This window comes from Brachybacterium paraconglomeratum, assembly GCF_039541415.1.
Classification (GTDB): Bacteria; Actinomycetota; Actinomycetes; order Actinomycetales; family Dermabacteraceae; genus Brachybacterium; species Brachybacterium paraconglomeratum_A.
The window spans coordinates 478,219-504,357 of record NZ_BAABGE010000007.1 but is presented as its reverse complement, the minus strand read 5'-3'; the positions used below and the strand labels follow the sequence as shown (position 1 = coordinate 504,357).

Genomic DNA, 26,139 nt, shown 5'->3' with positions numbered 1-26,139 from the left:
CGAGCAGGCTGAAGGGGCCGCTTCCCCGCGACGGCTCTAGGCTGTGCTCATGCTGCGATGGGAACGGGGAACCGTGAAGGACGCGCTGAGCTCCTGGCACGGTGTGGATCGGCTCGAGATCGAGCTCGATGACGATGCGGGGACGGTCACCGCCATCGCCTATCGAGAGCTGACCGGCACGCCCCGGCCGGGCGAGCGGGTGCTGCTGAACACCAATGCGCTGCGCCGCGAGCTGGGCACCGGCGGGGACGCCATGGTGGTGGCCCGCCTGGACGTGCTGCCCGAGGCGACGGAGAGCAGCGGGCACATGGTCAAGGCTCGCTACACCCCGATGCAGACGATGGTGGATGCGCTCGATGATCCCGAAGGGGAGCACTACGAGACGGTGCGCGCCGCGAAGGACATCGCGGGAATGCCGGTCGTGGTCGCCGATCTCCACTCCTCGCTGCCCGCGATCATCGCGGGCATCCGTGCCGAGCGGCGCACTGCGAAGATCGCTTACGTGCATACCGACGCCGCCGCGCTGCCTGCCGCGTACTCCCGGATCGCCGCGCGGCTGCGGGAGGCTGATCTGCTGGCCTCCGTGATCAGCGCCGGGCAGTCCTTCGGCGGGGATCTCGAGGCGGTGACCGTGCATTCGGCACTGCTCGGTGCGAAGCACGTGGTCGGCGCCGACGTCGCGATCGTGATCCAGGGTCCCGGCAACCTGGGCACCGGCACCGGCTGGGGCTTCTCCGGGTTGCAGGCGGCCGAGGTGGTCCACGCGGCCGCAGTCCTCGGCGGCCGCCCGGTGGCGACGCTGCGGGTTTCCGGGGCTGATGAGCGGAAGCGGCATCGCGGTCTGTCTCATCACTCCTCGACCACCTTCGGTCGAGCCCTGCTCGCTCCGGTGCACCTGCCTGTGCTCCCCCGCAACGACAGTCGTTACAATGCTTTTCATGAGTCAGTCCGTAAACAGGTGAAGACGACGATCCTCAAGCCTGCGGAGAAGCGGGGGGTGCGCCATCAGCTCATCGAGGTCGATGCCAAGGGGCTGCGCGATGCGCTCGAGGAGATGCCGGTGCGGATGACCACGATGGGCCGCACCCTGGCCGAGGACCCCTCCGCCTTCCAGTACGCGGCGCTCGCGGGACGCTGCGCTGCATCCCTCGCACCGCGGGACTGACCGCAGCACCCGCGCACCGAGCGTCACCGCCTGCGGGCTGCGGCCCCGTGCGGCGAAGCGGGCTCAGTCTCCGACAGCCTCGCCCCGCTCCTGCACCAGCCTCCGCAGCAGATGCGCGGCGGCGATCGCACGGTCACCGTCGTAGCGCTGAATCGCCTGCAGGGCGAGGGTCGAACCGTCGGCCAGGTCCAGATGCGCCCAGGGATCGCCCATCGGGAAGCTGATTCCGATCACCTCGGCCCATTCCAGGGTGCGTGTGCTCATCAGATTCCGCACCACCAGCGCCTCGGGTCGCGCAGTGACCATGACCGAGGCCTCGAGATGGCAGAAGAGGAAGACCAGCACGCCGACGGCGACCAGACCGAGCCGACCGCCCCACTGGAAGCTCGTGATCAGCACCGCGCCCGCGATCATCCCCGCCATGACGATGACTGCGCTGAGGTAGGCGGCCACCCGTACCGCGCGGGGCCGCAGCACGATCGAGGCGCGGGCCTCCCCCGGCTGCGGGTCCGCTGCGGGGGTGCTCATCGCTCTCTGAGAGTCAGCAGATCAGATGCGGCAGGCCTGGATCGCGGTGACCAGGATCGCGCGGGCGCCGGCGTCGTAGAGGTCATCCATCATGCGGTGGGCGGAGCGGGTGTCCACCATGGCCCGCACCGCGGACCACTCGCCGCCGTGGAGCGGCGAGACCGTCGGGGACTGCAGCCCCGGGGTGATCTCGACGGCGCGCTCGAGCAGCGCTGAGGGGATGTCGTAGTCGAGCATCACGTATTCGCGGGCCACCAGCACGCCGCGGATGCGCCGCGCGAGGACCTCGAGGGCGTGGGTGCCGATCTCGTCGAGCTCCAATCCGGGGCGGGAGAAGAGCACCGCCTCGCTGGTCATGATCGCTTCGCCGAAGGGCTCGAGCCCTGCCTGGCGCAGCGTGCTGCCGGTCTCGACCACGTCGGCGATCACGTCGGCGACGCCGAGCCGGATCGAGGACTCCACTGCCCCGTCGAGGTGCACGACCTCGGCGGTGACGCCGCGTTCGGCGAGGTAGTCCTCGACGAGGTTCTCGTAGCTGGTGGCGATGCGGGCACCCTGCAACTCGGTGACATCGTGGCGGGTCCCCGCGGGTGCTGCGAAGCGGAATGTCGAGCGGGCGAAGCCCAGCGGGAGGATCTCGTCGGCCGGGGTGCGGGAGTCCAGCAGCATGTCCTGGCCGGTGATGCCGACGTCGACGGTGCCGGAGCCCACGTACACCGCGATGTCGCGGGGGCGCAGGTGGAACAGCTCGACGCCGTTCTCCTCGTCGACCACGACGAGCTCCTTGGCCGTGCCGCGGCGCCGGTAGCCGGCCTCCTGGAGTAGGTCGGCGGCGGGTTCGGACAGGGCGCCCTTGTTGGGGACGGCGATGCGGAGCACGGATCCTCCTCGGCCGCCGGAGCGGCCACGAGTGGGGGTGGGAGACGGGAGGGACAGGAATGAGGGGCCCGCTCACGGGGGAGATCGCGGCAGGCCGGTTCGATGCGGAGACCGGGGGCCAGCCCCGAGCGCAGACCGAGACCGGTCAGAGCTGTCGGTACACGTCCTCGAGCGAGATGCCCTTGGCGATCATCATCACCTGCACGTGATAGAGCAGCTGGCTGATCTCCATGGCGGCATCCTCGTCGGACTCGTACTCGCAGGCCATCCACACCTCGGCGGCCTCTTCGACGATCTTCTTCCCGATCTGATGGACTCCGCCATCGAGTTCGCGGACGGTGCCCGACCCCTCAGGTCGGGTCTGGGCCTTCTCAGTCAGTTCGGCGAACAGCGCCTCGAAATCCTTCACATCGACAGGATACGCGGTCCCGCAGGTGGCCCGTTCAGAGGACCACCTGCTGGAAGCCGCCTCACTCCCGGCGCACGGTGGGATCCAGATGCGCGGTCTCCACCGTCACCCGGGTCTCCTCGACCTGGCGCCGGCTGCGCACGCCCCACCAGACGAAGAACCCGATCAGGGTGAAGGCACCGTAGAAGACATACATGAAAGCGCTCGCGTAGTACCCGGCGTCGAGCAGCAGCGGGACACCGACGATGTCGACCGCGACCCAGATCAGCCAGAACTCGACCCAGCCCTTGGCCATGCCGAAGGTCGCCAGCAGGCTGCCCATGAAGATCCAGGCGTCGGCCCAGACCGGCTCGTAGGAGCCCAGCACCCGGAACAGCGGAGTCAGCGCGGCGGTCCCGCCCACCAGGGCGACCAGCAGCAGCACACGCGTCCCCCAGGAGGCCCACTCAGGCTCCACGGCGGTGCCGCCGTCGTGCTTGGCCTGCCGCCACCGCTGCCAGCCGTAGACGCTGGTGGCGATGAACATCACCTGCCGGCCGGCCTGGCCGAGCAGGTCCACGGAGTTCGGGTTGCCGAACACCGAGCCCATGAACACCGTCAGCAGCAGCACATTGCCGACGATGCCGATGGGCCAGGCCCAAACCTTTCGCCGCATGCCGCCCAGAGCGCTGAGCAGACCGAAGACGTTGCCGAGCACCTCGCGCAGAAGAAGGAACTGTCCGCCCGCGAAATCGATTCGCGCGTCGAAGAGCCACTGCAGAAAATCCATGTCGGTCCTTTCACCGTCGGATGCAGTGGCTCCGGGGGAAAAAGGTTCCGGCATGGCGCCGGGGAGCGCTGAGGGCGCCCGGCGACATGCAGGACGTGCGCCTCTCATCCAGGCTGTACTGTCGGTGCCGGAATTTCACCGGCTCCACCGCCGAAGCGGGTCGCGGACTGTCACCGCCGGCTCGGAATTTCACCGACCCCGGAGCACGTCACTGGTCGTGACTGGACCATCGTAGACCGTCGGCGCCGTCACCGGGCGATGCATGAACGCAGGTGACAGCCCCGGGAGCCGCCGCAGAAGAGGTTCCTGCTGATCAGTGCGCGGCGTGGCCCCGAGCGAGTTCGCGCAGGGCGGAGATCTCCTCGGCCGCATCCTGAGCGCGATAGATCGCCGAGCCCGCGACGAAGACGTTCGCACCGGCCTCGGCGCAGCGTTCGATGGTCTCGCGGCTGACCCCACCGTCGACCTGGATCGACACCTCGAGGTTGGACTCGCTGATCGCTGCACGCGCCCGACGGATCTTGGGGAGCATCGTCTCCAGGAAGCTCTGGCCGCCGAAACCGGGCTCGACGGTCATGATCAGCAGCATGTCGAACTCGCCGATGATGTCCAGGAGCGGCTCGACCGCGGAGGCGGGCCGGAGGCCGACACCCACCTGGACGTTCTTCTTGCGCAGGTCGCGGGCGAGCTTGACCGGGGCGCGGGCGGCCTCCAGGTGGAAGGTGACCGATGCGGCGCCGGCTTCGGCGTAGGCGGGTGCCTCGGTGTCGGCGTCAGCGATCATCAGGTGCGCATCGATCGGGATGGTGCTGCGCCGGACGATCTGCTCGACCATGGAGGGGCCGAAGGTCAGGTTCGGGACGAAGTGGTTGTCCATCACGTCGACGTGGACGCTGTCAGCGCTGGAGATCTTGTCCAGCTCGCTGCCGATGCTCATGAAGTCGGCGTTGAGGATGCTGGGGTGGATGTAGTGGCCGTCGGTCGAGTACGGGGTGATCATGCCGTCGGGTGTCCTTCCTCGGTGGGGGCGGGCTGCTTGCGCAGCAGGTGGATATACATCGCATCGGTGCCGTGGATGTGGGGCCACAGCTGGACCGCGGGGCCCTCGCCCAGCTCGACGTCCTGCTGAGCCGCGGGGAGCATCCCGGCGCGCACCGGGTCGCGCGCATCGAGCTGCTCGATGTCGTCGCGGCGCTTGAGCACGTCGGCGACGATCAACCGGGTCTCGGCAAGGTGCGGGGAGCAGGTCACATAGGCCACCACTCCCCCGGGGGCAACGGCGTCCAGGGCAGAGCTGAGCAGACCGCGCTGGATCCCACCGAGCTGACCGATGTCAGCGGGCGTGCGACGCCAGCGAGCCTCAGGGCGGCGGCGCAGTGCGCCGAGTCCGGAGCAGGGGACGTCGGCGAGGACGCGGGAGAAGCGGCCGGGCAGCTCCTCGCCGATGGTGGTGCCGTCGGCGGTGCGGGTGGTGATCTCGCAGCCAGCATCCTGCAGGGTCGCCACGGCGCGATCGACGAGCTCGGTGCGATGCTGCTGCAGCTCGACCGCCAGCAGGTCCGCATCGTGGCCGACGGTCAGCCCGCCCATCAGGGCGGCCTTCCCGCCGGGGCCTGCACAGAGGTCCAGCCAGTGGTGGTCCTCGGCGAGGACCAGGTCATCCGCGCCGAGCGCGAGGGCGAGGGCTGCGAGCTGGCTGCCCTCGTCCTGCACCGCGACGCGTCCCTCCTTGACCGGGTCCATGCCACCGGGATCCCCGGAGGGCCAGGACGCCGCGAAGATGCTCAGCCGGCCCTGGCTCGCGCCGTGGTCGATCAGCTCGTCGAGGTCGGTCAGGCCCGGTCGCATCACGAGGGAGACCGCCGGGGCAGCATTCTGGGCGGCCAGCAGATCCTCGATCTCGTCACGGGAGCGGCCGTGGCCAGCCAGCGCGTCACTCAGGGCACGCACCACCCAGCGCGGGTGGGAGTACACCACGGCGAGGTAGCCGGTCGGGTCCTGGTCACGGTCGGGGGCGACCTCGAGCAGCCACTGCTCGCGGTCCTTCTCCCCCACTCGGCGCAGTACGGCGTTGGCGAATCCGGCGGCTCCGGCGCCCACCACCGAGCGGGCCAGCGCCACGGTCTCGGAGGTCGCGGCGTGCCGGGCGACGGACATGTCCAGCAGCTGGTACGCGCCCAGTCGCAGGACGTCCAGCAGCGGGGGGTCGATCTTCTCCAGCGGGCGATCCACGCAGGCGGCGATGATCGCATCGAGCCGGCCCTGGGCACGCAGCGAGCCGTAGAACAGCTCGGTGGTGAAGGCGGCGTCACGGCCGGAGACCTGGTGGCTGCGCAGCAGCTTCGGCAGCACCAGGTTCGCATAGGAGTCCTCCTCGCGCACCATCCGCAGTCCCTCGAAGGCGACCTGCCGGGAGGGCGTGGAGCGGCGTGTGCGCTCGGCAGGACGGGACTCGGAGTAGCCGCGCCGAGGGCCTCCCTGCCCGCGCGATCCCGAACGGGAGCGGCCCTGATGGTCGCGCTGGGGGGTCTCGTCGCGTCGGCCGCGGTCCTGGTTGCTGCGTCGGTCCTGGTTCATGCGCTGGCTCCGTCCTGCGGCTGGCTGGTGAATCGGGCTTCGGGGGCGAGGTTCGCACCACGGGCCCAGTCCGCGGCGCGCATCGGCCTTTTCCCGGCCGGGGCGAGGGTGGCGAGGGCGACCGACTCGGTGCCGGTGCCCACGAGCATCTGACGCTTGGTCGCCATGATCTGTCCGGGCGCCAGCGGAGTCTGCTCCGAGCTCGGTTCCGGGGCCTGCTCGACGCCGAGGATCTTCGTGCGGGCGCCATCCAGCAGCGTCCACGCCCCCGGCTGCGGGCTCATCCCGCGGATATGGGCTTCGACCTGCTCCGCGGGGAGCCTCCAGTCGATCATCGCTTCGGCTGTGGTGAGCTTCGCAGCGTGGGTGGCGAGGGAATGCTCCTGCTGCGTGAACACGGCGGTGCCATCCTCGAGCGCGTTCAGCGCGTCCAGCAGCACCGGGGCGCCGTCGATCGCCATCCGCTCCAGCAGCTCGCCGGAGGTCTCGAACTCGCCGATCAGGGTGGGTGCCGTGGCGATCAGGTCCCCGGTGTCCAGCCCCTTCTCGAGGCGGAACACGCTCATGCCGGTCTCGCGGCGCCCGGACAGGACCGCCCGCTGTGCGGGCGCTGCGCCGCGCCAGGCGGGCAGCAGCGAGAAGTGGAGGTTCACCCAGCCGTGGCGGGGGATGTCGAGCGCGGCCTGCGGGATCAGGCTCCCGTAGGCGACCACCGGCGCCGCATCCGGAGCGAGCTCTCGGATCTGCTGCTGCACCGTCTCGTCCCGCAGCGTGGTCGGGTCCAGCACCGGGATGCCCGCCTCGAGGGCGAGGGTCTTCACCGGTGACGGCGTGAGCTTGCGCCCGCGCCCCGCGGGCGCGTCAGGCCGGGTGAGCACGCCGACGATCTCGTGGTGGGAGTCGAGCAGAGTGCGCAGGGAGGGAAGGGCGGCCTCGGGGGTGCCGGCGAAGAGCAGTCGCATGATGCGTCGAGTCTACGGTGGCGCCGCGGGGGTCTGGTCGCGGGTGATCTCTGCAACGAGGACGTCAGTAGACGAGACCGAACACCCATACCGCCAGACTCATCGTGGTAGCGGTGACCAGTACGATCCCGATCAGGTTCAGCCCCACTCCGGCCTTGGCCATCTGCGGGATCGTCACATAGCCGGAGCCGTAGGCGATCGCATTCGGAGGGGTCGCGACCGGGAGCATGAAGGCGCAGGTGGCCGCGATCGCGACCGGGACCGCGAGCAGCATCGGGTCGATCCCGATCCCCACGGCGACGGCCGTCGCGACCGGCAGGAAGGTCGCGGCGGTGGCGGTGTTCGAGGTCAGCTCGGTGAGGAAGAGGACGCCGGCGGCGACGATCGCCACGATCAGCACGACGGGCAGGCCGCCGACGCCTTCGGTGACCTCACCGATCCATGCGGTCAGGCCCGAGGAGCTGAACTGCGCGGAGAGGGCGAGGCCGCCACCGAACAGCAGCAGCACACCCCAGGGGAGCTTCACCGCAGATTCCCAGTCCATCAGTCGTACGCCCTTGGCGGCCCCGGCCGGCAGCAGGAACAGCAGCAGCCCCACCACCATGGCGATGCCGGCATCGGAGATCCACGGGTCCTCCCGCCCGAGCGCGTCGGAGATCAAGGGTATGAACACCCAGGACACTGCGGCGAGCACGAAGATCACTGCCACCCGAGTCTCTCCGGAGGAGATCCGGCCGAGCTTGCTGCGCTCCTCGCGGATCAACTCCTTGCCGCCGGGAATCTCGGTGATCTCGGGCTTGTAGAGCACCTTCGTCAGCAGCAGCCAAGCGATGATCATGAACACGATCGCGAGCGGTGCGCCCACCAGCATCCAGCGACCGAAGCCGATCGTGACCCCGAAGTCCTGGCTCATGTGCGCGGCGAGCAGCGCGTTGGGCGGGGTGCCGATGATGGTCGCGAGGGAGCCGATCGAGGCGGCGTAGGCGATGCCGAGCATCAATGCGGTGCCGAACTTCGAGGTGACTGGGGTGACGGCGCCGTCCCGCGCGCCACCCTCGGGATCAGGGTCCACACCCTCGCCGGGCTCCTCCCCCTTCGCGACGGCGTCCTCGAGCCGCAGCTTGTTCACGAGCATCAGCACCGACAGGCCGATCGGCAGCATCATCACCGCCGTCGCAGTATTGGAGACCCACATGGAGATGAATCCGGTGGCGACCATGAAGCCGAGGATCAGCAGCGAGGGGCTGGTGCCGATCGCCCCGACGATCGCGAGGGCGATTCGCTTGTGCAGGTTCCAGCGCTGCATGCCCAGCGCCAGCATGAATCCGCCCATGAACAGGAAGATGATGTTGTTGCCGTAGGACGCGCCGATGTCGTCGACGCCGACTTCGCTGTTCAGCACCGGGAACACGATCAGCGGCACCAGGGCGGTGGCGGGGATCGGCAGCGCCTCGGTCATCCACCACGTCGCCATCAGCACTGCCGTGGCGGCCGTGAGCTTCGCGGCATGGGGGACGTCGGCGGGCATCATGACGTAGATGAGCACAGCGACGACGAGCCCGAGCACCAGTCCGAGCAGGCGCACCCGCAGCGTGCGGGGGCTGCTGGCGGGGGCGCGTTCGCCCTCTGAGAGGTCCGGCCGGTCCTCCTCTGCGGTGGTGGTCGAGGCCTGATCGGGGGCGGAGGTCATCGGTGTTCCTTCCGTCGCAGCGGTGCAGTGACGTCGATCACCTTACGGTAAACGTGTTCTCCGCCAGGGAGGAATGCTCAGAACACGTCGGGCGGATCCAGTCGCACGCGCAGCGAGCCCCGCGCCTTGCGGGCGCTGCGGGCGGCGACACCGGCGCGCAGGGCGGCGGCGAGCTCTCGGGAACGAGCCGGTTCGATACGCACCACAGCGCGAGCGCGGTCAGCGGCGTCGGGCCCCTCGAGGTCGACCGGACCGAAGACGTCGGTGGCGTCGGGGAGCTCGACGCTCTCCAAGAATGCTCGGCAGGCTTCCCTGTCGCCCACGATCTCGGCGACCCGTCGGAACGGGGGCAGGTCCAGCTCCTGACGGTCCGCGAGCACCCGGTCCAGGAAGAACGAGGAGCGGTGGGCGACCAGGTCGCGGATCGCGGGGAGGGTGGAGGTGCCGACGATCAGCACCTCTCCCCCCTCGTCGGCACTGGCCACCAAGGAGATCGCGCCACGCCAGCGCCGCACCGCCTCGACATCCGCATCGAAGGCGGCGCGGCCCAGCAGCGCGTCCGCATCCAGCAGCAGGCAGGCGGCGTAGCGGGTGCGCGGGGCGGGCTCGGCGCCGGGGGTGGCGACGATGATCGCCCGGTCCGGGACCGCGTCGTCCTCGAGCGCTCCATGAGCGCCGCCGGCGACCTTCAAGGTGGCCTCGGGGAAGGCACGGTGCAGCTCCTCGGCGGTGCGGGTCGAGCCGATGACCATCGCGCGCACCTCGGTGCGATCGCATTCGGGGCAGCGGTAGCCGTCCTCCCGCCGGCCGCAGACCCGGCAGTGCAGGGGCCCGCCGCGACCGTTCTGCGACAGCGGCGCCGAGCAGTGCGGGCATTGGGCGCGGGTGCGGCAGAAGGTGCAGGCGATCGCCGGTGAATAGCCGGAGCGCGGCACCTGGACCAGCACCGAGCCTCTCTCCAGGCCACGCCGGATCACGCGCATCGCCTCCTGCGGGAGACGGGAGCGGCCGGAGGCTCCTTCACGCTCGCGCAGGTACTCATCCATCGCGACGATCCGCGGGCGGACGGCGGTGCCCGATGCGGGCAGCGGCTCGAGGCGCGCAAGATAGCCGAGGTCGCTGAGCGCGCGGAGCGTGACGGAGTCGCTCGCAGACAGGAACAGCAGCGCGCAGCGTTCTTCGGCGGAGCGGCACTGGAGGACGGTGCGGGTGTGAGGGTAGGGAGCGCGCGGTTCCTCGAGCAGGTCATCCGCCTCGTCCCAGCAGATCACCAGGGCGAGATCCTGGACCGGGGCGAACGCCGCCGAGCGATTGCCGAGCACCACCCTGGTGGAGCCCCTCAGAATGCGCCGGAAGGTGCGGTAGCGCTTCTCCGGTCCTTCGGTGCCGGCGAGGATCTCGTGGTCGATGCCGCGCTCGGTGAGCACCCGGGAAAGCCGGGCGACGTCGCGCTGGTCGGGGGCGATCGCGAGCGCTCCCTTCCCCGCGGCCAGATCGCCGATCGCATCGGCGGCGACCTCGGTCCAGCTGTCGGCGGCATCGAGGGTGATGCTCGCGCGGGGCACGGGGCCCTCCGAAATCCCAGCCCGGGTGATCAGCGCAGCCAGTCCCGGGTAGCGATCGCCGGGTCGGGGGTGGGCTGGCTGCTCGGCCCCGACCTCAGGCACAGCCGGCGCAGACTCTCCAGCGTCGAGCTCGACAGCCTCAGGCACGCCGGACTCGTCAGCGTCAGACGTGTCGGGCTCTGCGCCCCCGGGCTCCGCCTCCGCGAGCGATGCGGCCTCGCGCTCCTTCACCTCCACAGCACGATCGGCCTTCTCGGCGCGGGCGTGGCGCGGCGGCAGGGCCAGGCGCAGCACATCGCCGACGGTCCCGGCGGAGCGTTCGGCGACCTCCTCGCACACGCGCATCAGCGCGGGCGGGACCACGACGTCCTCGGAGACCAGGCGGTGCAGCGGGGCCAGCGCCCGATCGGTGGTCGGTGCGGCGTGCCGGCCGAGCACGATCCCCTCGGTGTCCTTGCCGGAGAACCGCACCCGCACCCGCATCCCCGGCCCGGCGGCGGCGGTCGCGGGAGTGACCGCGTATTCGAAGGGCCGATCCAGGTGGGGCAGCACCCCGACCAGGCGCACGCTCGCCACCGGGAGCTCCTCGACCACCTCGAATCCGGCCGTGGTGCGCAGGCCGGAGGCCCGGGCGGCGGCAGGGCGGCCCGGGTGGCTCGGCGCGGCGGCCGGCGGGGAGTGATCGGGAACAGGAACGGCGGGGGCCGCGAAGAGGGACTCCTGCCCTCCTGCGTGCTCCCCCGCCGCTCCTTCGGCGGTGCTGCTCAGCGCTTGTGCACCGCGACCAGGTCGCAGACGAAGATGAGCGACTCGTTCGGAGCGATCACCGGCGGGGCGCCCTGGGCGCCGTAGCCGAGGGACGCGGGGATGTCGAGACGGCGGCGGCCGCCGACCTTCATGCCCTGGACGCCCTGGTCCCAGCCGGAGATGACCTGTCCCACGCCGAGCTGGAAGCGCAGCGGCTCGCCGCGGTCCCAGGAGGCGTCGAACTGCTCGCCGGTGGAGTGGGAGACGCCCACGTAGTGCACATCCACGACGTCGCCGCGGCCTGCCTCCTCGCCGTCACCGACGATCTCGTCGGTGCTGATCAGCTCGGTGGGGGCGTCGCCCTCGGGGAACTCGACCTCGGGCTTGGTGCGATCGGTCATGCGGATTCCTCCTGTGGTGATGAATGGTCAGGAACGGTCAGAATGGTCGGGACGAGCGCGCAGGTCAAGCGTTGGTGTGGGCGGCGTCGAGGATGTCGACCACGAAGATCAGGGTCTCACCGGCGAGCTCGCCCTGGTCGCCGTAGGCCTCGGCGGCGGGGATCACCAGCATCACCTGCGAGCCGACCTTCAGGTCCAGGAGGTTCTCGTCCCAGCCCTGGATCACCTGACCCTGGCCCTGCGCGAAGGCGAAAGGAGCCCCGCGGTCCCAGGAGGAGTCGAACTGGGAGCCGTCGGACCACTTCCAGCCGGTGTAGTGCATGGTGAGGTAGTCACCGGCGCGGGTGGTGTCCGCGGTGCCGACGATGAGCTCTTCGCGGGTGGTCTGTGCGGGCGGCTCACCCTCGGGCGGGGCGTCCAGCGTGGGAGCCCCGTTCTCGGCGAGGGTGACGGTGGGGAAGCTGCCGGAGGGGTCTCCGGGCTCGCCCTCGGCGCGCAGCGGGGAGACGACGCGGTCGACGTCGGCGACCTGGAGCAGCGAGTAGGCCTGGCCGTCCCTCCCCTGCTGCCAGCCGGCCATCACGAAGCGGGAGCCGACGGGGACGGTGGTGAGGAACGAGAAGGCGACCTCTCCCGCACCGTCGGGGGTGACCTGCATGCCCCCGGCGGGCGCGCCCTGCCACCAGGACGAGAGCGTCTCCCCGGTGCTGGCGTCGACGAAGTGGCTGCGCCAGATGGCCGTGTCCCCCTCGGCGATCAGGGCGCCGTCTCCGGGGGTGATGATCTTCGCGTCGGCGGCGGTGATCTCGAGCGGGGCGGTGAATTCGACGGTGGGCTCAGCGCCCAGGTCATCGCTCACGGTGACTCCGGCCAGGACGTCGCCGCCGCCGTCGGAGCCGCCACCGTCGGATGGACCGGTGGAGCCCTCGTCGGTGCAGGCGGCGAGGCCGATGGCGGCGGTCGCGGCGAGGGCGGTGGTGAGCAACGTACGGCGGCGGATCAAGTCAGGGCCTTTCGGATCGGCGGCCCCGCAGGCGGGGGCAGGCACCAGGGTACGGGCAGGGGGATGACAGCGAGCTGGGGTGTGGTCCAGCGCTCAGGCGAAGGGAGCCGAATCGGCGCCGGTGCTGGTGCCCAGCTCCCGGATCTGTGCGAGCAGCTCGTCGACCGCGGGCAGCTCGGTGGCGAAGGGGTCCAGGACCTGCACCGGCATCGAGCCCGGGCGCGTGAGCCGCATCGTGGTCCAATCCACCACATGGTCCACGCCGTGCTGCGTGGCGGTGGTGACCACCTGGCCGCGCAGGTGCGCGCGGGTGGTGGTGGGGGCGGTGGTCCTGGCCGCCTCGATCCGTTCCTCGGGCAGGGATGACGGGGCCAGGCCCCGGCGCTGCAGGGTGGGGAAGATCCCCTGGGCCGGGTCGATGTCGTGATAAGCGAGATCCAGCCGTTCGATGGCGGGGTCCCCGAGGTCGATCCCGCGACGTTCCGTGACCTGCTGGAACAGTCGCTCCTTGATCGCCCAGTCCAGGTGTGTGGCGGCCCAGCTGCGGTCCCCGGTGCGGACGGCGTCGATCCCCTTCTGCCAGGTCTCGAGCACCTGCTGCTCGCTCTCGTCGGCCAGCGGCGTGACGTGGTCGAGCCAGCGCTGCTGCACCTCGATCGCGGTGGTGGTGCCGCCGTGGGCGAGCGGGATCGGGGCGCAGCCGCTGAGATCCCGGGCAACGGATCGGATGGCGGTGATGTCGTCGTGGAGGCTGAGCTCGGGCAGCGCGCGCCCGGTCTCGATCGCCCGCAGCACCAGGTCGGTGGTGGCGAAGCGGAGGTGGGTGGAGACCTCGCTCATCGTGGAATCACCGACGATGACATGCAGGCGCCGGAACCGGGTGGGGTCGCCGTGGGGCTCATCGCGGGTGTTGATGATGGGCCGGGTGCGGGTGGTGGCCGAGGAGACGGCCTCCCACATGTGGTCGCTGCGGCGCGAGAAGACGAACTGCGCCGGCTCCGGTGCGGTCCCGGCAGCGGCAGGTGCGGCGCCGGCCGGCGGCTGCGGGCGCACCACTCCCCCGGCGCCGGTGATGATCTGGCGGGTGACCAGGAAGGGCAGCAGGTAGCGGGGCAGACGGGTGAACTCGCCGCGGCGGTCCACCAGGAAGTTCTCGTGGGAGCCGAAGGCGTTGCCTGCGGAGTCCACGTTGTTCTTCAGCAGGTGGATGCGGGCGTCCTGCCCCTCAGCGGCCAGGCGCTCGTTGGCCTGGGCGGTGAGGTCGGCGAAGATCCGCTCGCCGGCGCGATCCTGGGCGACCAGCTCCCACCAGTCGTCGCATTCTGCGGTGGCGTACTCCGGGTGCGAGCCGACGTCCAGGTAGAGGCGTGCGGCGTTGCTGAGGAATACGTTCGAGGAACGACCCATCGCCACCACCGGGCGGAACAGCTCGCGCGCGGCGGCCTCGGGCTCGAGTGCCCGGGAGCCGTCGGCCCGCACGCACACCAGTCCGAACTCGGTCTCCAGACCTCCGACTCGGCGCTTCATCGGGTCACTGGCCGCCCTTCTGGACGAAGGAGCGGACGAAGGTCTCGGCGTTGGACTCGAGCACCGAATCGATCTCGTCGAGCAGGTCGTCGGCCGCCTGGGCGGAGGCGAAGACCTGGCCGCCGGTGACGTTCTCGGCGCCGTCGCCGGATTCCTCGGGGCCGTTGCCGGGGGCGTTCAGGGACTGCTGGGACATGGGTGCTCCTTCGTGGTCGGTTCAGTCGGTGACGGCTCGGCGCAGGGCGTCGAGGATCGTCGTGGTGTCGTCGGTGGGGTCGATGCCGTGCAGCGCGCACCAGGCGGCGGAGCCCAGGTGCGGATCGGCCAGGCGCAGCCGGTGGCCGCCCTCGGGGCCGGCCAGGGTGATCGCGTCCCAGCCGGCGGAGGGCACATTGCCGCGGTGGGCGGTGATCAGTCCGCCGCGCAGGTGCGCGCGGGTGCTGGTGGGCGCGGTGGTCATCGCGGCGTCGACCTCGTCCTGGCTCACCAGTGCGGGCACCGCACCGGCGGCGCGGAGCTTGCCGAACAGTCCCCGGCCCGGGCGCAGATCGGAGTACTGCAGGTCGATCATGAACAGTCGCGCATCGTCCCACTCCAGGCCGTGCCGGGCCCGATAGCGCTCCAGCAGCTGGAGCTTGGCGACCCATTCCACACGCTCGGCGGCGAGCATCGGATCCTGCTCGAGCAGGTCGAGGATCTCACCCCACGAGCGCAGCAACGTCGCCGTCTCCTCATCGGCCCGGTCGGCGACCGCGACGAGGGCGTCCAGGTGGGCACGCTGGATCTGCAGCGCGGTGAGCTCCCTGCCATCGGCCATCGGCACGGTGGCGGTCAGCGACGGGTCATGGCTGATGGTGCGCACCGCCGCCACGGGGTCGGCCAGGCGGAGGTCCGGCAGGATCGCGGTGCCGGTGCGGTGTTCCGCCTCGAGCGCGGCGAGCACCAGGGAGGTGGAGCCGAGCTTGAGGAAGGTGGACTCCTCGAGCAGGTTCGCATCACCGATGATCACATGCAGGCGCCGGAACCGGCTGGGGTCGGAGTGCGGTTCGTCGCGGGTGTTGACGATGGGCCGGTTCAGGGTGGTCTCGAGCCCCACCTCCGCCTCCATGAAGTCGGCTCGGGAGGAGAGCTGGTAGCCAGGACGCTCTCCGCGAGTGCCGCGTCCCACTCGTCCTGCGCCGACCATCACCTGGCGCGTCGCCAGGAACGGGAGCATCGCGGCGACCACGCGCTCGAAGGGGACCGCACGGTCCACCAGGAAGTTCTCATGGGTGCCGTAGGAGGCGCCCTTCCCGTCGGTGTTGTTCTTGTAGAGCGCGACCTCGGGGACGCCGTCGGCCGCGGCCAGCAGCGCCATGGCACGGCGCGCGATCTCTTCACCGGCCCGGTCGGCGACCACGGCCTCCCGGGCGCGCAGCACCTCGGGGGCGGCGTATTCGGGATGGGCATGGTCCACATACCAGCGGGCGCCGTTGCTGAGCACCGCGTTCCCGATCGAGCGCTGGGTCGCCCAGGTGAGCACCTCGGTGTCGTCCCCCTCCGGGGCGACCTCGGGCCCGCTGAGCGGGATGTCCAGCTCAACGCTGGGCACGTGGGCATCACGCACCTCATCGGTGAGCTGGGAGGGGTGGGCTGCGGCACGCTGGAGCTCGAAGCCGCGGGCATCTCGCAGCGGGGTCTCGTCTCCGTAGTCCCAGCGCACTCGACGTCCGCGCTCACCCTCCTGGGGGTCGAGCAGGGCATAGGCGCCGACCACGAGGTGGGAGAGCAGGATCGAGCTGCCGGCGCCGGCGCGGGTGCGGTCCTCGAGATCGGCGTGGGTCACCCCGAACTCGGTCTCGATGCCCATCACCCGCTCGGTGGTCAGGGCGACCGGGGGCTGCTGACCGGCGGTCTCGCTCATGAGGGGATCTCCTCCCTGGTCGCGGCGGCTGCAGCGGCGGCGTGGGTGCGTCCCTGCAGCGGGATGATCGCCTCGACGCGGCGGCGGCCGCTGCCGGGAAGGCCCGAGACCCGGGCCCAGTCCTCGGGGTGCGCGGCGGAGGGCATGTCCTCGTTCTCCACGAACTCCGCGGTGATCGCGTCCTGCAGGTGCTGCGCGCCGACGCCGATCTGCCCAGTGGCGAGCTGGTCCTTCACGGCGAGCTTCTTCGCGCGGTCCACGATGTTGCGCAGGGTCGCGCCGGAGACGAAGTCGCGGAAATGGAGCGTGTCCTCACCGCCGTCGGAGTATTCGACCCGGACGAAGGCGGAGGCCGGGCTGTCGTCGTAGATCTCGTGCATCGCGAGGTCCAGCAGCGTCTCGCGGTCCTCGCGCAGGGGCACCGACTCGTCGAGGTAGAGGCCGAGGATCTCGCGGCCTGCCCGCGCTCCGGGGCGGCGCACCCGGATCTTGACGTCCAGGCGGCCGGGGCGCAGGATCGCGGGGTCGATCATGTCCTCGCGGTTCGAGGCACCGATGACGATCACGTTGTCCAGGCCCTCGACGCCGTCGATCTCGGCGAGCAGCTGCGGCACGATCGTGGTCTCCACGTCACTGGACATGCCGGTGCCGCGAGTGCGGAACAGCGCCTCCATCTCATCGAAGAAGATGATGACCGGGTGGTCTGCGGCGGCCTTCTCGCGGGCCCGCTCGAAGACCAGGCGGATCGAGCGCTCCGTCTCGCCGACGTACTTGTTCAGCAGCTCCGGGCCCTTCACGTTGAGGAAGGCGGAGTTCTCCAGCGCCTCTTTCACGCTCACCCCGCGCACTTCGGCGCTGCGCAGCACGAGCTCGTGAGCGACTGCTTTGGCGATCATCGTCTTGCCGCAGCCGGGCGGGCCGTAGAGCAGCACGCCCTGCGGGGGCCGCAGTCCGTAGGTGCGGTAGAGATCCTGCTGGAGGAAGGGCAGCTCGACGGCGTCGCGGATCGCCTCGATCTGCTCGCCCAGCCCGCCGATCTGCTCGAAGGACACCTCCGGCACCTGCTCCAGCACCAGGTCCGTGATCTCCGCGCGGTCGATGCGCTCGAGCACCAGCTGGCTCTTCAGATCCACCAGCACGTGGTCGCCGGGGTGCAGCTGTTCGTCGGTGAGGGTGCCGGCGCGGCGCAGCACCCGGGTGTCATCGGGGGCGACGGCGACGAGGATGCGGGAATCGGCCAGGGACTCCACGACCGGCACCACATTGCCGGCATCGCTCGCGGGCACCGCGTCGACGGCGGCGAGAGCTTCGTTCAGCCGCAGCTCGGTGCCCGGGCGCAGAGCCTCCAGGTCGAGGCTCGCCGCGGTCGCGACCCGCAGCCGGCGGCCGTTGTGCAGCACGTCGATGGTGCTCCCCTCGCTGCGGCGCAGGAAGGTGGCGTAGGAGTTCGGCGGATCACCGACGCGCTCCAGATCGCTCTTGAGCTGGACGATCTGCTCCCGGGCGGCGCGGAGCCCGCCGACCAGGCGCTCGTTATGGGTCGCGAGCTGCTCGAGCTCAGCGGTCATCTCGGCGTACGTCTTCATCGTCATCGTCCCCTTTCCAGGCGGGATCAGCGATCGCGGCCCTGTCGGATATCGCGCAGGGCCCGCTTGAGCTTGCGGGGTGCCACCCCGCGCTCTCCCACGTCCTGCGGTCCCCACTCGCCGTCGGAGCCGCCGAAGCCCTCGTTATCGGGGTGGTTCAGCTCCTCTTCCAGCCGGGATCCGGGCGCCGGTCGGGTGACGCGGGTCAGCGCCGGCTGGCCATGCGCGGTGCGGCGGGCGGTGAGCAGGAATCCGGTGTGGGCGTTCATCCGGTGCTCCGGGCGCACGGCCAGGCCTTCGAGATGCCAGGGCCGCACGAAGGACTCCCAGGCATAGGGCTCGGTGAACTCGCCGTGGGCACGCAGGGCTTCGGCGGTGCGGGAGAGCTGTGTGACGGTGGCGACGTAGCAGAGGAAGACTCCGCCGGAGACGAGCACCTCCGCCGCCGAGTCCACGCACTCCCAGGGGGCGAGCATGTCCAGCACCACGCGGTCCACGGCGGGCTCGTCGGGCGCGAGAGTCGGGGCGACGTCCTGGAAGTCGCCGATCGACAGCTGCCAGGCCGGGTGCGGGCCGCCGAAGAACGTCTCCACGTTCTCGCGGGCGACCTCGGCGAAGTCCTCACGGCGCTCGATCGAGTGCACGGAGCCCTCAGCGCCCACGGCACGCAGCAGCGCCGTGGTCAGGCCGCCGGAGCCGACGCCGGCCTCGAGCACCCGGGCACCGGGGAAGATGTCGCCCCACATCAGGATCTGGGCGGAATCCTTGGGATAGATGATCGCGGCACCGCGCGGCATCGCGAGCATGTAGTCGGCGTACAGCGGCCGCAGCGCCTGGTACCGGATGCCGTGGGTGTTCTCCACGACCGTGCCGTCCTCCGCGCCGATCAGCTGGTCGTGGTGGAGCACGCCGCGGTGGGAGTGGAACTCTCCACCGGGCTTGAGGGTGATGGTGTGCAGGCGGTTCTTCGAATCCGCGAGCTGCACCTTGTCTCCCAGGGCGAAGGGTCCGGTGCGGTCCAGGCCGCGCTGCGGGGCCCGGGGGGCGGGCTCCTGCGCCCCGGGCTGGGCGGCGGGCTGCGGCTGTTCAGTCATGGGTTCCAGCATATGGCTCGCGCGCGCGCCCTGGCCGTGATGTTCACCGCCGGCGCAGGGGCGCGGTGCTGTTCACTGCTGGCGCAGGAGTGCCGTGATGCTCACCGCTGGCGCAGGACTGCGTTGACCTCCGCGCTCAGGAGCACCCCGTGGACGGCGCCGTCCTCGGCCAGGACCAGGTAGGCGGGGGCCGGGTGGGCCAGCATCGCCTCGATCAGCGCGTCGCCCTGCAGAGCGAGAGGAAGGCTGCCGAGGGGACCCACGGAGCCGGCCACGGCGCTTGCCGGCGTGGACGCCCGGTGCTCGGGAGGGACCGCTGCGGCGGCCTCGGAGTCGATCCGGTATCCCCGACCGATACCGCCCGGGAGGCTGGCGTCACGGTCGAGGAGCAGCACCTGGCCGAACTGATCAGGCGTGCCGAGCGCGGAGAGCGGAGTGTGCGCGGGGACGATCCGGAGGGGGACGGCGAGCGAGGCGGCGGCGAGGGTGTGGATGCGGCTCTGCAGGGTCGCTTCCTGCAAGGCACGGGTGGCGCCCTGCCAGAGCATCCCCGCGATCAGCATCGCCCACACCAGGGTGAGCAGGGAGAGGCTCCCGGCCCCTCCCGTGCGCATGATCTGCACCAGGGGGTAGGCCACCACCGCGACGGCGATGGCCCGGCCCAGCCAGGCGGTGATCTGCGTGGCGAGGACGGGCTTCTTCAGCACGGCGGCCAGCAGCGACTCGAGCGCCCTCCCGCCGTCCATGGGCAGCCCCGGCAGCAGGTTGAACAGGGCGAGGACGAGGTTCAGCCAGGCGCTGACGGAGAAGAAGACCGAGAGCGAGGTGCCCTCGCCCGCGACCTGCGTCGCGGCGGCCATCAGCGCGGCCAGCACGCCGTTCGCCGCCGGGCCGGAGAGAGAGACGAGCACCGAGCCGAGCGACGACATCTGCCGGGCGCGATACTGCGTGTGCCCTCCCCAGAGGGTCAGGGCGATGTGATCGACGGTGGCACCGAAAGCGCGCGCGGTCACGGCATGCGCGGCTTCATGCGCGAGCACCGAGACGATCATGAACAGCCCGATCCCGATGGCCAGAAGCACCACGAGACCCGTGTCCGCACTGCCCCGGCTCAGAGCCGGATACATCAGGACGGCCAGCAGCAGCACGGTGATGAGAGTCCCGGGGCTCACCTTGATCGGTGGCAGCGCGCCGAGGCGCAGCGTGGGGCTTCTCATGATCCATCTCCTCCGCCACCGGGGTGGCGGCTCCCTCTGGGCAGGCTGAGGATATCCGCTCACCCTGCGCCCCAGCTCGGAGTCCTGCGGTGCCTATGATGGAGGGATGAGTCGAATCGCCATCACGGCTTTCAGCGGATGGAACGATGCCGGCGAAGCCGCCACCGGGGTGATCGAGCATCTGCTCGAGGTCTGGCCCTCACGGCCCGTCGGCGCGGTCGATGCGGAGGAGTTCATCGACTTCCAGGTCAATCGTCCCGAGATCCGCACGGACGAGAGCGGGTTGCGGGTCATCGACTGGCCGGATACCCAGCTGCGACTGGTGACGCCACCGAACGGTCCCGAGCTGGTCACGGTCATCGGGCCGGAACCTTCCCTGCACTGGAAGCGGTTCTGCGACGAGGTGCTCGAGCAGCTCCAGACCCTGGATGTCACCGCGGTGGTGTCGCTCGGCGCGCTGCTCGCGGATTCCCCGCACAGCCGTCCGCTGCCGGTCACCGCCGAGGTCGAGACGCTTCCCGCCCAGGCGGCTGAGGGTGCCGAGCACTACTCGGGACCGATCGGCGTTCCCACGGTCCTCGCTCGCCGGACCGCGGCCGCCGGGCTCCGCACCACCAGCGCGTGGGTGCAGGTCCCCCACTACGTCTCCCAGAACTCCTCCCCCAAGGCGGTGCTGGGGCTGATGCGCGAGGTGCAGAAGGTGGTCGACGCCACGATCCCGCTGGATGAGCTGGTCGAGGATGCCGAGGCCTGGGAGCGGGGCGTGGATGAGCTCGCCCGCACCGATGAGGATGTGGCGGACTACGTGGCCAGGCTGGAGCGTGCCCAGGATGCCGCCGGTCTGCCGGAGGCCAGCGGCGAGGCCATCGCTGAGGAGTTCGAGCAGTTCCTGCGGCGTCGGCGCGAGCAGGGCTGAGCCGGTTTCCGAACCGCTCAGCCCTGCTCAGCGCGCTCAGACCAGCCCAGCGCACTCAGCCCAGCGCGAGGCCGTTCAGGCCTGCAGCGTGATCCCGAACAGGGCGTCCACCGCGGCCGCAACATCTCCGGGCCCGGCGGCCAGGTCGTCGGAGCGCGCAGAGATCCTTCCTTCGGCCCAGCTGTCCAGGGCGTCGAGCGCGCTCGCGGTGTCGAGGTCATCGCGCAGCGCGGCGCGCAGCGCCTCGACTGTCCCCGGATAGTGCCCTCCGCGCAGGGCCGCGGTGCGATAGCTCGCGAGGCGCGAGGCAGACAGCTCGAGCTCCTGCGCTGACCATTCCCAGTCGGAGCGGTAGTGATGCGCCATCAGCACCAGCCGGATCGCCATCGGATCCACGCCGTCGCGCACCAGGCGGTGCACGAAGACTAGGTTTCCGAGCGACTTGCTCATCTTCTCGCCCTCATAGCCGACCATCCCGCTGTGCGCGTAGGTGGTGGCGAACGGACGGCCGAGGGCGACCGAGTGGGCGGCGCTGAGGTCGTGGTGGGGGAAGATCAGGTCGCTGCCCCCGGCCTGGATGTCGAAGGGCAGATCCAGCGCGTCCTGCGCGATGCAGACGCACTCGACATGCCAGCCGGGACGGCCGCGACCGAGGACGCCTGCCTCCCAGGCAGGTTCGCCCGGACGCTCAGCACGCCAGAGCAGCGGATCGAAAGGACCGCGCTTGCCTTCCCGCTCAGGGTCGCCTCCGCGGTCGGCGAACACGTCGAGCATCTGCTGCTCGGACCAGCCTGAGACGTCGCCCAGTGCGCCGTCCATCGCGAGGTCGAGGTACCAATCCGGCCCCTCGGCATCGCTCGCGTCCACCGGATAGGCGCGGCCGCGCGCGTGCAGTGTGAGCACCATCGCGATGATTCCGTCCATCGCCTCGCTCACCGAGCGGAAGGTCTCCGGGGCAAGGATCCGCAGCGCGGCCATGTCTCCGGTGAACAGCTCGACCTGGGACGCGGCAAGCTCCTGCCAGTCCACTCCATCCCGGTCCGCCCGCTCCAGCAACGGATCGTCGACGTCGGTGATGTTCTGCGCCATCTCCACCTCGAGCCCGGAATCGTGCAGGGCGCGGCGCATCAGATCTGCGGCGTGATAGGTCGAGGCATGGCCGAGGTGAGTGGAGTCATAGGGCGTGATTCCGCAGACGTAGAGCCGGGCCCGTCCGGGGGTCAGCGGGGTGATCGGCGCGACCCTGCCGATGCGCGAGTCGAACAGGCGTAACGGCCTGCCGGAGGCAGGAAGCGGGTCGAGTGAGGGAGAAGTCCAGGATTGCACCAATCGATCATACGATCCGTCGGCGTCGGGTGGTTCAGGACCCGCCCAGCGGGTCGACCAGCCCCGTGCCGAGCAGTCCCAGCAGCACCAGCCCGGCGACGATCCGGTAGACGACGAAGATCAGATACGAGCGGTTCTCGATCAGACGCATGAACCAGACGATCACCGCATAGCCCACGGCGAAGGCCACCACGGTCGCGACCACGATCGCCACCAGCGACGGCTCCCCAGCCGCGGCGGCCGCAGCCCGACCGTCGGCCGTCAGCAGCACCGGGACCTCCTTGGCCGCCTTGTAAAGGCCGGAGGCGAAGACGGCGGGGATCGCGAGCAGGAAGGCGTAGCGGGCCGCGGCCTGACGGGTGTAGCCCATCAGCAGACCGGCGGTGATGGTGCCGCCGGAGCGGGAGACCCCCGGGATCAGGGCGAGGGCCTGGGCCAAGCCGAAGAGGATGCCGTCGCGAAGGGTGAGCTCCTTGAGCTCCTTGCGCTGCGGGGCGATGCGGTCCGCGATCCCCAGCAGCACGCCGAAGACGATCAGCATCGTCGCGGTGATGTAGAGGTTGCGCAGGCTGTGGTCGATCTGCGACTCGAAGAGCAGGCCCAGCACCCCGATCGGGATGGAGCCGAGGATGACCAGCCAGCCCATGCGCACATCGGGGTCCGAGTGCGGGATCTTGCCCGCGAGTGCCTTGAACCACTTGCCGATGATGCGGGTGATGTCGTTCCAGAAGTAGATGAGCACGGCAGCCTCGGTGCCCAGCTGGATGATCGCGGTGAACGCGGCGCCCGGATCCTCGCCGGGGTTCATCAGCTCCCCGACCACGCGCACATGGGCGCTCGAGGAGACGGGGAGGAACTCGGTCAATGCCTGGACCAGGCCCAGGACCACCGCCTCGATGAACGACATGGACACTCCTCGATGGATTCAGCGGATCTCCGGTGCCGCCTCGCAGCAGCACCGGACCCCGGACAGAGTACGCGGCGCCGGGCGGTGAGCCCGGCGCCGCGCAGCGGAGCAGTGGTGAAGACTGCGTAGAGGTTCTGAGACGTGTCCTCGAGGAGCTCAGCGCTCAGCGCGGAGCGTCCTCTTCGTCCTCTCCGTCGTCATCCTCATAGTCGTCGTCCTCGTCGTCCTCGTCGTCTTCGAAGTCGTCGAGATCGTCGAAGTCGTCATCGTCGTCCTCGTCGTCATCATCATCGTCGAAGACGATCAGAGGAGTCGCGACGTCGTACGCGTCGAAGAGCGCGTCGTCGTAGGTGTCGAAGGCGTTGGCGAGCCGCTCGGTGGCGGATTCCAGCGCGGGATCATCATCACCCCGCGAGCCGGCGGCGGCTTCATAGTGACGTTCAAGGGCAGCGATCAGCGCAGCAAGAGCGGAGCGAGGATCCGTGTTCATGGTTGGACCGTACATCCTCGAACAGCAGAATGAACAGTGGAAGCGTGCACACATTGGTCACGAATCCGCCGCAGTCCCTGCAGCTCCCCCGAGCGCTACTGTTGCAGGTCATCGACCACAGGAGGAAAACCGTTGATCCGACCCCGCACACCTCTCGTCGCCGGCGTCCAGCGCGTGAGCGATCCGCGCGGATGGCGAGACCTGCCCGTCGAGCGCGGACGCCGCGCAGCGGACTACGAATTCCAGATCATCACCGTGCCGCGGGGCACCTCCTTCGGCCAGGTGCGCGCCGAGCTGACCGAGCAGGCGGAGTACGGCCGGTGGGAGCACGCCCGCACCCGGCTGTACATCGGAGGCGGGCAGAAGGTGTGGATGCGCCGACGGATCATCCGGGTGGAGTCGACGCTCTAGCAGGGAAGGTCTGGCCAGCGGCGGTCTGGGGGTTGATGACGCGAGCGGTGTCGGCCCGAGCGGTGTGGGCTGGAGCAGGTCCTCTGTCCACAATCGGCGGGAGCGAGCAGCAGAGCCCCCACGGATCTGGTGCAATGGCCTGGTGTCCCTGAGCCTCCTGCTGCTGTGCGCTGTGCTGCTGGTCGTCTACCTGCCGCCTGCGCTCGTGCTGGCCTGGGTCGATGGCCGGGAGCAGCGGCTGCCGAATCACTGGGTCGCCCTGCTGACCGGCGCGGTCGGCCTGGCGCTGGCGTTGCTCGCCCTGGCGGTGCCCGCGCTGCGTCCGGGCATGAGCACCGCCGCACTCCTCGCGCTGGTGCTGGGGCTCGGCGCGATCGTGGTGGCCCTGCTGGCTCCGCCGCTGCTGGGGATGGGAGATGCCAAGACGTTTCCGGTGGTGGTCCTGATGTCCGCCGCCCTCGGCGGCGAGGTGCTGATCGCGGCACTGCTCGGGATCGCAGTGGTGGGAGGCGTGATCGGGATGCTGGTGCTCGGGGTGACCCGCCGTGCCGGGGTGCGTTTCGCGCTGGGTCCTGTGCTGCTGGCCGGGCCCTTCCTGGGGCTGCTGGGCGCGCCGCTGGTGCGTGCTGCGCTCGGCATGGGCTGACTTCGCGGGCCGGGGCGGCACTTAGTCCGACAGCACGTGCGTGACCTCAGCCGGCGACTGCGGCGCGGCGCTGACGCCGAGACTCATACAGCGCGATCGATCCCGCGACGGAGGCGTTCAGGGAGGAAGCGCTGCCGGTCATCGGAATCTCGGCGACCACATCGCAGGCCTCGCGCCAGCCGGCGCTCATCCCGATCGTCTCGTTCCCGACCACCAGCAGCGTGGGCCCGGTGAGATCTGTGTCTGCCAGCTGGTGACCGCCGGCCTCGTCGAGTCCGACCACGGTCCAGGGCTCCCCCTGGCTCCGACGCTCCTCGATCCACGCCATCACCTCGCGATGGGAGGGCAGGCGCAGCACCGGCATCGAGAACAGACTGCCGGTGCTGGCACGGATCGCAGCCGGGTCCCAGGCATCGGCGGAGTGCCCGGTGATCAGCAGCCCCGTCCCGCCGAGCGCGTCCACGGAACGGGCCAGCGAGCCGATGTTGCCCGGACCCGAAGGGCGATCGAAGACGACCAGCACGTCGTCGCGCTCGGGGAGCAGCCGCTCCAGGTCATCGGCGGGAAGCGTGGCGATCGCCAACAGCTCCGGGGTGCCTTCCTCGCGCTCCCCCAGTTCGGCCATCAGCTCCGGGGCGAGCACCACGACGGGTGCCGGGCTGCTGTGCAGCAGCTCCCGTGCCCACTGCGAGGGCTGCTCCCGCCCGTCGGTCAGCAGCGCCCGGATCTCGATGCCATGGGCGATCGCCTGCGAGATCGGACGCACGCCCTGGATGATCATCTCGCCTGCACGGGAACGTTTGGTGCGGTTGGTCAGCAGCGCCTGCCACTGCTGGAACAGGGCGTTGCGCCGGTCCAGCCGGGACGGCAGGCGCGAGCTGCCTCCTCGGACGGCGGGTGCTGCGGCAGCTGCGGAGCCGGGGGCAGGGCGACGGCTCATGCTCCGGCTCCGTCGTAGCCGAGCTGTCGCCAGGCCTCGTAGACCGCGATCGAGACCGCGTTGGCCAGGTTCAGCGAGCGCCGGGCAGGGAGCATCGGGATCCGCACCCGGGAGGTGATGCGCGGATGCGCCATGACCTCTTCGGGCAGGCCGGTCGGCTCGGTCCCGAACAGGAGCACGTCCTCCCTGGTGTACTCGATGCTCTCGAAGCTCACGTCGGTGCTCGAGGTGAAGGCGAAGACCCGTGCGCCGGGGACCGCGGTGAAGGCCTGCTCGATGCCGGGATGGATGCTGACATCGGCGAGGTCGTGATAGTCGAGTCCGGCCCGGCGCAGCTTCGCGTCCTCCAGATCGAAGCCGAGCGGCTCGATCAGGTGCAGGTGCGCGCCGGTGACGGCGGACAGCCGGATCGCATTGCCGGTGTTCCCGGCGATCGCCGGTTCGTGGAGGAAGACGTGGACCATGCTGCAGATTCTTCCAC

The 26,139-nt window shown here is 70.3% G+C and carries 26 protein-coding genes and 1 riboswitch; of the genes, 4 read left to right on the top strand and 22 right to left on the bottom strand.

The window, feature by feature from the left end:
* The first annotated feature begins 49 nt into the window (after positions 1-49).
* Complete coding sequence (locus ABD893_RS11565; RefSeq protein WP_345080029.1) at positions 50-1,165, top strand: DUF3866 family protein; 1,116 nt, start codon at positions 50-52, stop codon at positions 1,163-1,165.
* 63 nt (positions 1,166-1,228) lie between these two features.
* Here the strand turns inward: ABD893_RS11565 and ABD893_RS11560 are convergent, their stop codons facing one another.
* The 17 genes from ABD893_RS11560 to ABD893_RS11480 form a co-directional block, all read right to left on the bottom strand.
* Positions 1,229-1,693: a PH domain-containing protein gene (locus tag ABD893_RS11560; RefSeq protein WP_345080026.1), complete on the bottom strand. Its 465-nt coding sequence runs from the start codon at positions 1,691-1,693 to the stop codon at positions 1,229-1,231.
* A 21-nt stretch (positions 1,694-1,714) separates the two neighbouring features.
* The gene (gene hisG, locus ABD893_RS11555; protein ID WP_345080023.1) at positions 1,715-2,572 is read right to left on the bottom strand and encodes an ATP phosphoribosyltransferase; all 858 of its coding nucleotides are present in this window, start codon (positions 2,570-2,572) and stop codon (positions 1,715-1,717) included.
* A 145-nt stretch (positions 2,573-2,717) separates the two neighbouring features.
* Positions 2,718-2,981: a phosphoribosyl-ATP diphosphatase gene (locus ABD893_RS11550; RefSeq protein ID WP_345080019.1), complete on the bottom strand. Its 264-nt coding sequence runs from the start codon at positions 2,979-2,981 to the stop codon at positions 2,718-2,720.
* A 61-nt stretch (positions 2,982-3,042) separates the two neighbouring features.
* On the bottom strand, positions 3,043-3,750 hold the full coding sequence (pnuC, locus tag ABD893_RS11545; protein ID WP_345080016.1) for a nicotinamide riboside transporter PnuC: 708 nt from the start codon (positions 3,748-3,750) through the stop codon (positions 3,043-3,045).
* Between the two features lie 92 nt (positions 3,751-3,842).
* Positions 3,843-3,960: riboswitch (FMN riboswitch) on the bottom strand.
* 103 nt (positions 3,961-4,063) lie between these two features.
* Positions 4,064-4,750, bottom strand: coding sequence for a ribulose-phosphate 3-epimerase (rpe, locus tag ABD893_RS11540; protein ID WP_345080013.1), 687 nt, complete (start codon positions 4,748-4,750; stop codon positions 4,064-4,066).
* Positions 4,747-6,327, bottom strand: coding sequence for an RsmB/NOP family class I SAM-dependent RNA methyltransferase (locus ABD893_RS11535; protein ID WP_345080010.1), 1,581 nt, complete (start codon positions 6,325-6,327; stop codon positions 4,747-4,749). Before ABD893_RS11535 ends, rpe begins: the two co-directional genes overlap by 4 nt.
* A complete protein-coding gene (gene fmt / locus ABD893_RS11530; RefSeq protein WP_345080007.1) occupies positions 6,324-7,289 on the bottom strand; it encodes a methionyl-tRNA formyltransferase in 966 nt (321 codons plus the stop codon). The genes ABD893_RS11535 and fmt overlap by 4 nt, the downstream gene beginning before the upstream one ends.
* A gap of 64 nt (positions 7,290-7,353) precedes the next feature.
* Positions 7,354-8,979 carry an SLC13 family permease gene (locus ABD893_RS11525; RefSeq protein WP_345080004.1) on the bottom strand — a complete coding sequence of 542 codons (1,626 nt, stop codon included), beginning with the start codon at positions 8,977-8,979 and terminating at the stop codon, positions 7,354-7,356.
* A gap of 77 nt (positions 8,980-9,056) precedes the next feature.
* On the bottom strand, positions 9,057-11,120 hold the full coding sequence (locus ABD893_RS11520; RefSeq protein WP_345080001.1) for a primosomal protein N' family DNA-binding protein: 2,064 nt from the start codon (positions 11,118-11,120) through the stop codon (positions 9,057-9,059).
* 188 nt (positions 11,121-11,308) lie between these two features.
* On the bottom strand, positions 11,309-11,692 hold the full coding sequence (locus ABD893_RS11515) for an FKBP-type peptidyl-prolyl cis-trans isomerase (protein WP_345079998.1): 384 nt from the start codon (positions 11,690-11,692) through the stop codon (positions 11,309-11,311).
* 64 nt (positions 11,693-11,756) lie between these two features.
* Complete coding sequence (locus ABD893_RS11510) at positions 11,757-12,695, bottom strand: FKBP-type peptidyl-prolyl cis-trans isomerase (RefSeq protein WP_345079995.1); 939 nt, start codon at positions 12,693-12,695, stop codon at positions 11,757-11,759.
* A gap of 93 nt (positions 12,696-12,788) precedes the next feature.
* Complete coding sequence (pafA, locus tag ABD893_RS11505; RefSeq protein WP_345079992.1) at positions 12,789-14,222, bottom strand: Pup--protein ligase; 1,434 nt, start codon at positions 14,220-14,222, stop codon at positions 12,789-12,791.
* Between the two features lie 4 nt (positions 14,223-14,226).
* Positions 14,227-14,418 carry a ubiquitin-like protein Pup gene (locus tag ABD893_RS11500; protein ID WP_345079989.1) on the bottom strand — a complete coding sequence of 64 codons (192 nt, stop codon included), beginning with the start codon at positions 14,416-14,418 and terminating at the stop codon, positions 14,227-14,229.
* A 21-nt stretch (positions 14,419-14,439) separates the two neighbouring features.
* A complete protein-coding gene (gene dop, locus ABD893_RS11495; protein WP_345079986.1) occupies positions 14,440-16,125 on the bottom strand; it encodes a depupylase/deamidase Dop in 1,686 nt (561 codons plus the stop codon).
* Positions 16,122-17,711 (bottom strand): proteasome ATPase, encoded by a 1,590-nt coding sequence (arc, locus tag ABD893_RS11490; protein WP_425548377.1) that lies wholly within the window; start codon positions 17,709-17,711, stop codon positions 16,122-16,124. Before arc ends, dop begins: the two co-directional genes overlap by 4 nt.
* Positions 17,712-17,737: 26 nt before the next feature.
* Positions 17,738-18,805 carry a tRNA (adenine-N1)-methyltransferase gene (locus ABD893_RS11485; RefSeq protein ID WP_345079981.1) on the bottom strand — a complete coding sequence of 356 codons (1,068 nt, stop codon included), beginning with the start codon at positions 18,803-18,805 and terminating at the stop codon, positions 17,738-17,740.
* A 101-nt stretch (positions 18,806-18,906) separates the two neighbouring features.
* Positions 18,907-20,022 carry a site-2 protease family protein gene (locus tag ABD893_RS11480; protein ID WP_345079979.1) on the bottom strand — a complete coding sequence of 372 codons (1,116 nt, stop codon included), beginning with the start codon at positions 20,020-20,022 and terminating at the stop codon, positions 18,907-18,909.
* Between the two features lie 106 nt (positions 20,023-20,128).
* Between ABD893_RS11480 and ABD893_RS11475 the strand changes: the two genes are divergently transcribed.
* A complete protein-coding gene (locus ABD893_RS11475) occupies positions 20,129-20,938 on the top strand; it encodes a PAC2 family protein (protein WP_345079976.1) in 810 nt (269 codons plus the stop codon).
* Between the two features lie 75 nt (positions 20,939-21,013).
* Here ABD893_RS11475 and mshC read toward each other — a convergent pair whose 3' ends face one another.
* The 3 genes from mshC to ABD893_RS11460 form a co-directional block, all read right to left on the bottom strand.
* Complete coding sequence (gene mshC, locus ABD893_RS11470; protein WP_345079973.1) at positions 21,014-22,264, bottom strand: cysteine--1-D-myo-inosityl 2-amino-2-deoxy-alpha-D-glucopyranoside ligase; 1,251 nt, start codon at positions 22,262-22,264, stop codon at positions 21,014-21,016.
* 34 nt (positions 22,265-22,298) lie between these two features.
* Positions 22,299-23,171, bottom strand: a complete 873-nt coding sequence (locus ABD893_RS11465) for an undecaprenyl-diphosphate phosphatase (RefSeq protein ID WP_345079970.1) — start codon at positions 23,169-23,171, stop codon at positions 22,299-22,301.
* A 163-nt stretch (positions 23,172-23,334) separates the two neighbouring features.
* Positions 23,335-23,661: a DNA primase gene (locus ABD893_RS11460; protein ID WP_345079967.1), complete on the bottom strand. Its 327-nt coding sequence runs from the start codon at positions 23,659-23,661 to the stop codon at positions 23,335-23,337.
* Positions 23,662-23,793: 132 nt separating this feature from the next.
* Between ABD893_RS11460 and ABD893_RS11455 the strand changes: the two genes are divergently transcribed.
* On the top strand, positions 23,794-24,072 hold the full coding sequence (locus ABD893_RS11455; RefSeq protein ID WP_345079964.1) for a DUF5703 family protein: 279 nt from the start codon (positions 23,794-23,796) through the stop codon (positions 24,070-24,072).
* Positions 24,073-24,214: 142 nt separating this feature from the next.
* Positions 24,215-24,718, top strand: coding sequence for a hypothetical protein (locus tag ABD893_RS11450; protein ID WP_345079961.1), 504 nt, complete (start codon positions 24,215-24,217; stop codon positions 24,716-24,718).
* A 46-nt stretch (positions 24,719-24,764) separates the two neighbouring features.
* Here ABD893_RS11450 and ABD893_RS11445 read toward each other — a convergent pair whose 3' ends face one another.
* Together ABD893_RS11445 and ABD893_RS11440 are read right to left on the bottom strand one after the other, a co-directional pair.
* Positions 24,765-25,658: an RNA methyltransferase gene (locus ABD893_RS11445; protein ID WP_345079958.1), complete on the bottom strand. Its 894-nt coding sequence runs from the start codon at positions 25,656-25,658 to the stop codon at positions 24,765-24,767.
* Positions 25,655-26,122, bottom strand: a complete 468-nt coding sequence (locus tag ABD893_RS11440) for a tRNA (cytidine(34)-2'-O)-methyltransferase (RefSeq protein WP_345079954.1) — start codon at positions 26,120-26,122, stop codon at positions 25,655-25,657. Before ABD893_RS11440 ends, ABD893_RS11445 begins: the two co-directional genes overlap by 4 nt.
* Between the last annotated feature and the right edge of the window lie 17 nt (positions 26,123-26,139).

Coding starts and splice junctions, on each gene's coding strand:
- ABD893_RS11565 (WP_345080029.1), top strand. CDS start 50: ATGCTGCGATGGGAACGGGGAACCGTGAAGGACGCGCTGAGCTCCTGG.
- ABD893_RS11560 (WP_345080026.1), bottom strand. CDS start 1,693: ATGAGCACCCCCGCAGCGGACCCGCAGCCGGGGGAGGCCCGCGCCTCG.
- pnuC (WP_345080016.1), bottom strand. CDS start 3,750: ATGGATTTTCTGCAGTGGCTCTTCGACGCGCGAATCGATTTCGCGGGC.
- rpe (WP_345080013.1), bottom strand. CDS start 4,750: ATGATCACCCCGTACTCGACCGACGGCCACTACATCCACCCCAGCATC.
- ABD893_RS11535 (WP_345080010.1), bottom strand. CDS start 6,327: ATGAACCAGGACCGACGCAGCAACCAGGACCGCGGCCGACGCGACGAG.
- fmt (WP_345080007.1), bottom strand. CDS start 7,289: ATGCGACTGCTCTTCGCCGGCACCCCCGAGGCCGCCCTTCCCTCCCTG.
- ABD893_RS11525 (WP_345080004.1), bottom strand. CDS start 8,979: ATGACCTCCGCCCCCGATCAGGCCTCGACCACCACCGCAGAGGAGGAC.
- ABD893_RS11515 (WP_345079998.1), bottom strand. CDS start 11,692: ATGACCGATCGCACCAAGCCCGAGGTCGAGTTCCCCGAGGGCGACGCC.
- pafA (WP_345079992.1), bottom strand. CDS start 14,222: ATGAAGCGCCGAGTCGGAGGTCTGGAGACCGAGTTCGGACTGGTGTGC.
- ABD893_RS11500 (WP_345079989.1), bottom strand. CDS start 14,418: ATGTCCCAGCAGTCCCTGAACGCCCCCGGCAACGGCCCCGAGGAATCC.
- dop (WP_345079986.1), bottom strand. CDS start 16,125: ATGAGCGAGACCGCCGGTCAGCAGCCCCCGGTCGCCCTGACCACCGAG.
- arc (WP_425548377.1), bottom strand. CDS start 17,711: ATGAAGACGTACGCCGAGATGACCGCTGAGCTCGAGCAGCTCGCGACC.
- ABD893_RS11485 (WP_345079981.1), bottom strand. CDS start 18,805: ATGACTGAACAGCCGCAGCCCGCCGCCCAGCCCGGGGCGCAGGAGCCC.
- ABD893_RS11480 (WP_345079979.1), bottom strand. CDS start 20,022: ATGAGAAGCCCCACGCTGCGCCTCGGCGCGCTGCCACCGATCAAGGTG.
- ABD893_RS11475 (WP_345079976.1), top strand. CDS start 20,129: ATGAGTCGAATCGCCATCACGGCTTTCAGCGGATGGAACGATGCCGGC.
- ABD893_RS11465 (WP_345079970.1), bottom strand. CDS start 23,171: ATGTCGTTCATCGAGGCGGTGGTCCTGGGCCTGGTCCAGGCATTGACC.
- ABD893_RS11460 (WP_345079967.1), bottom strand. CDS start 23,661: ATGAACACGGATCCTCGCTCCGCTCTTGCTGCGCTGATCGCTGCCCTT.
- ABD893_RS11445 (WP_345079958.1), bottom strand. CDS start 25,658: ATGAGCCGTCGCCCTGCCCCCGGCTCCGCAGCTGCCGCAGCACCCGCC.
- ABD893_RS11440 (WP_345079954.1), bottom strand. CDS start 26,122: ATGGTCCACGTCTTCCTCCACGAACCGGCGATCGCCGGGAACACCGGC.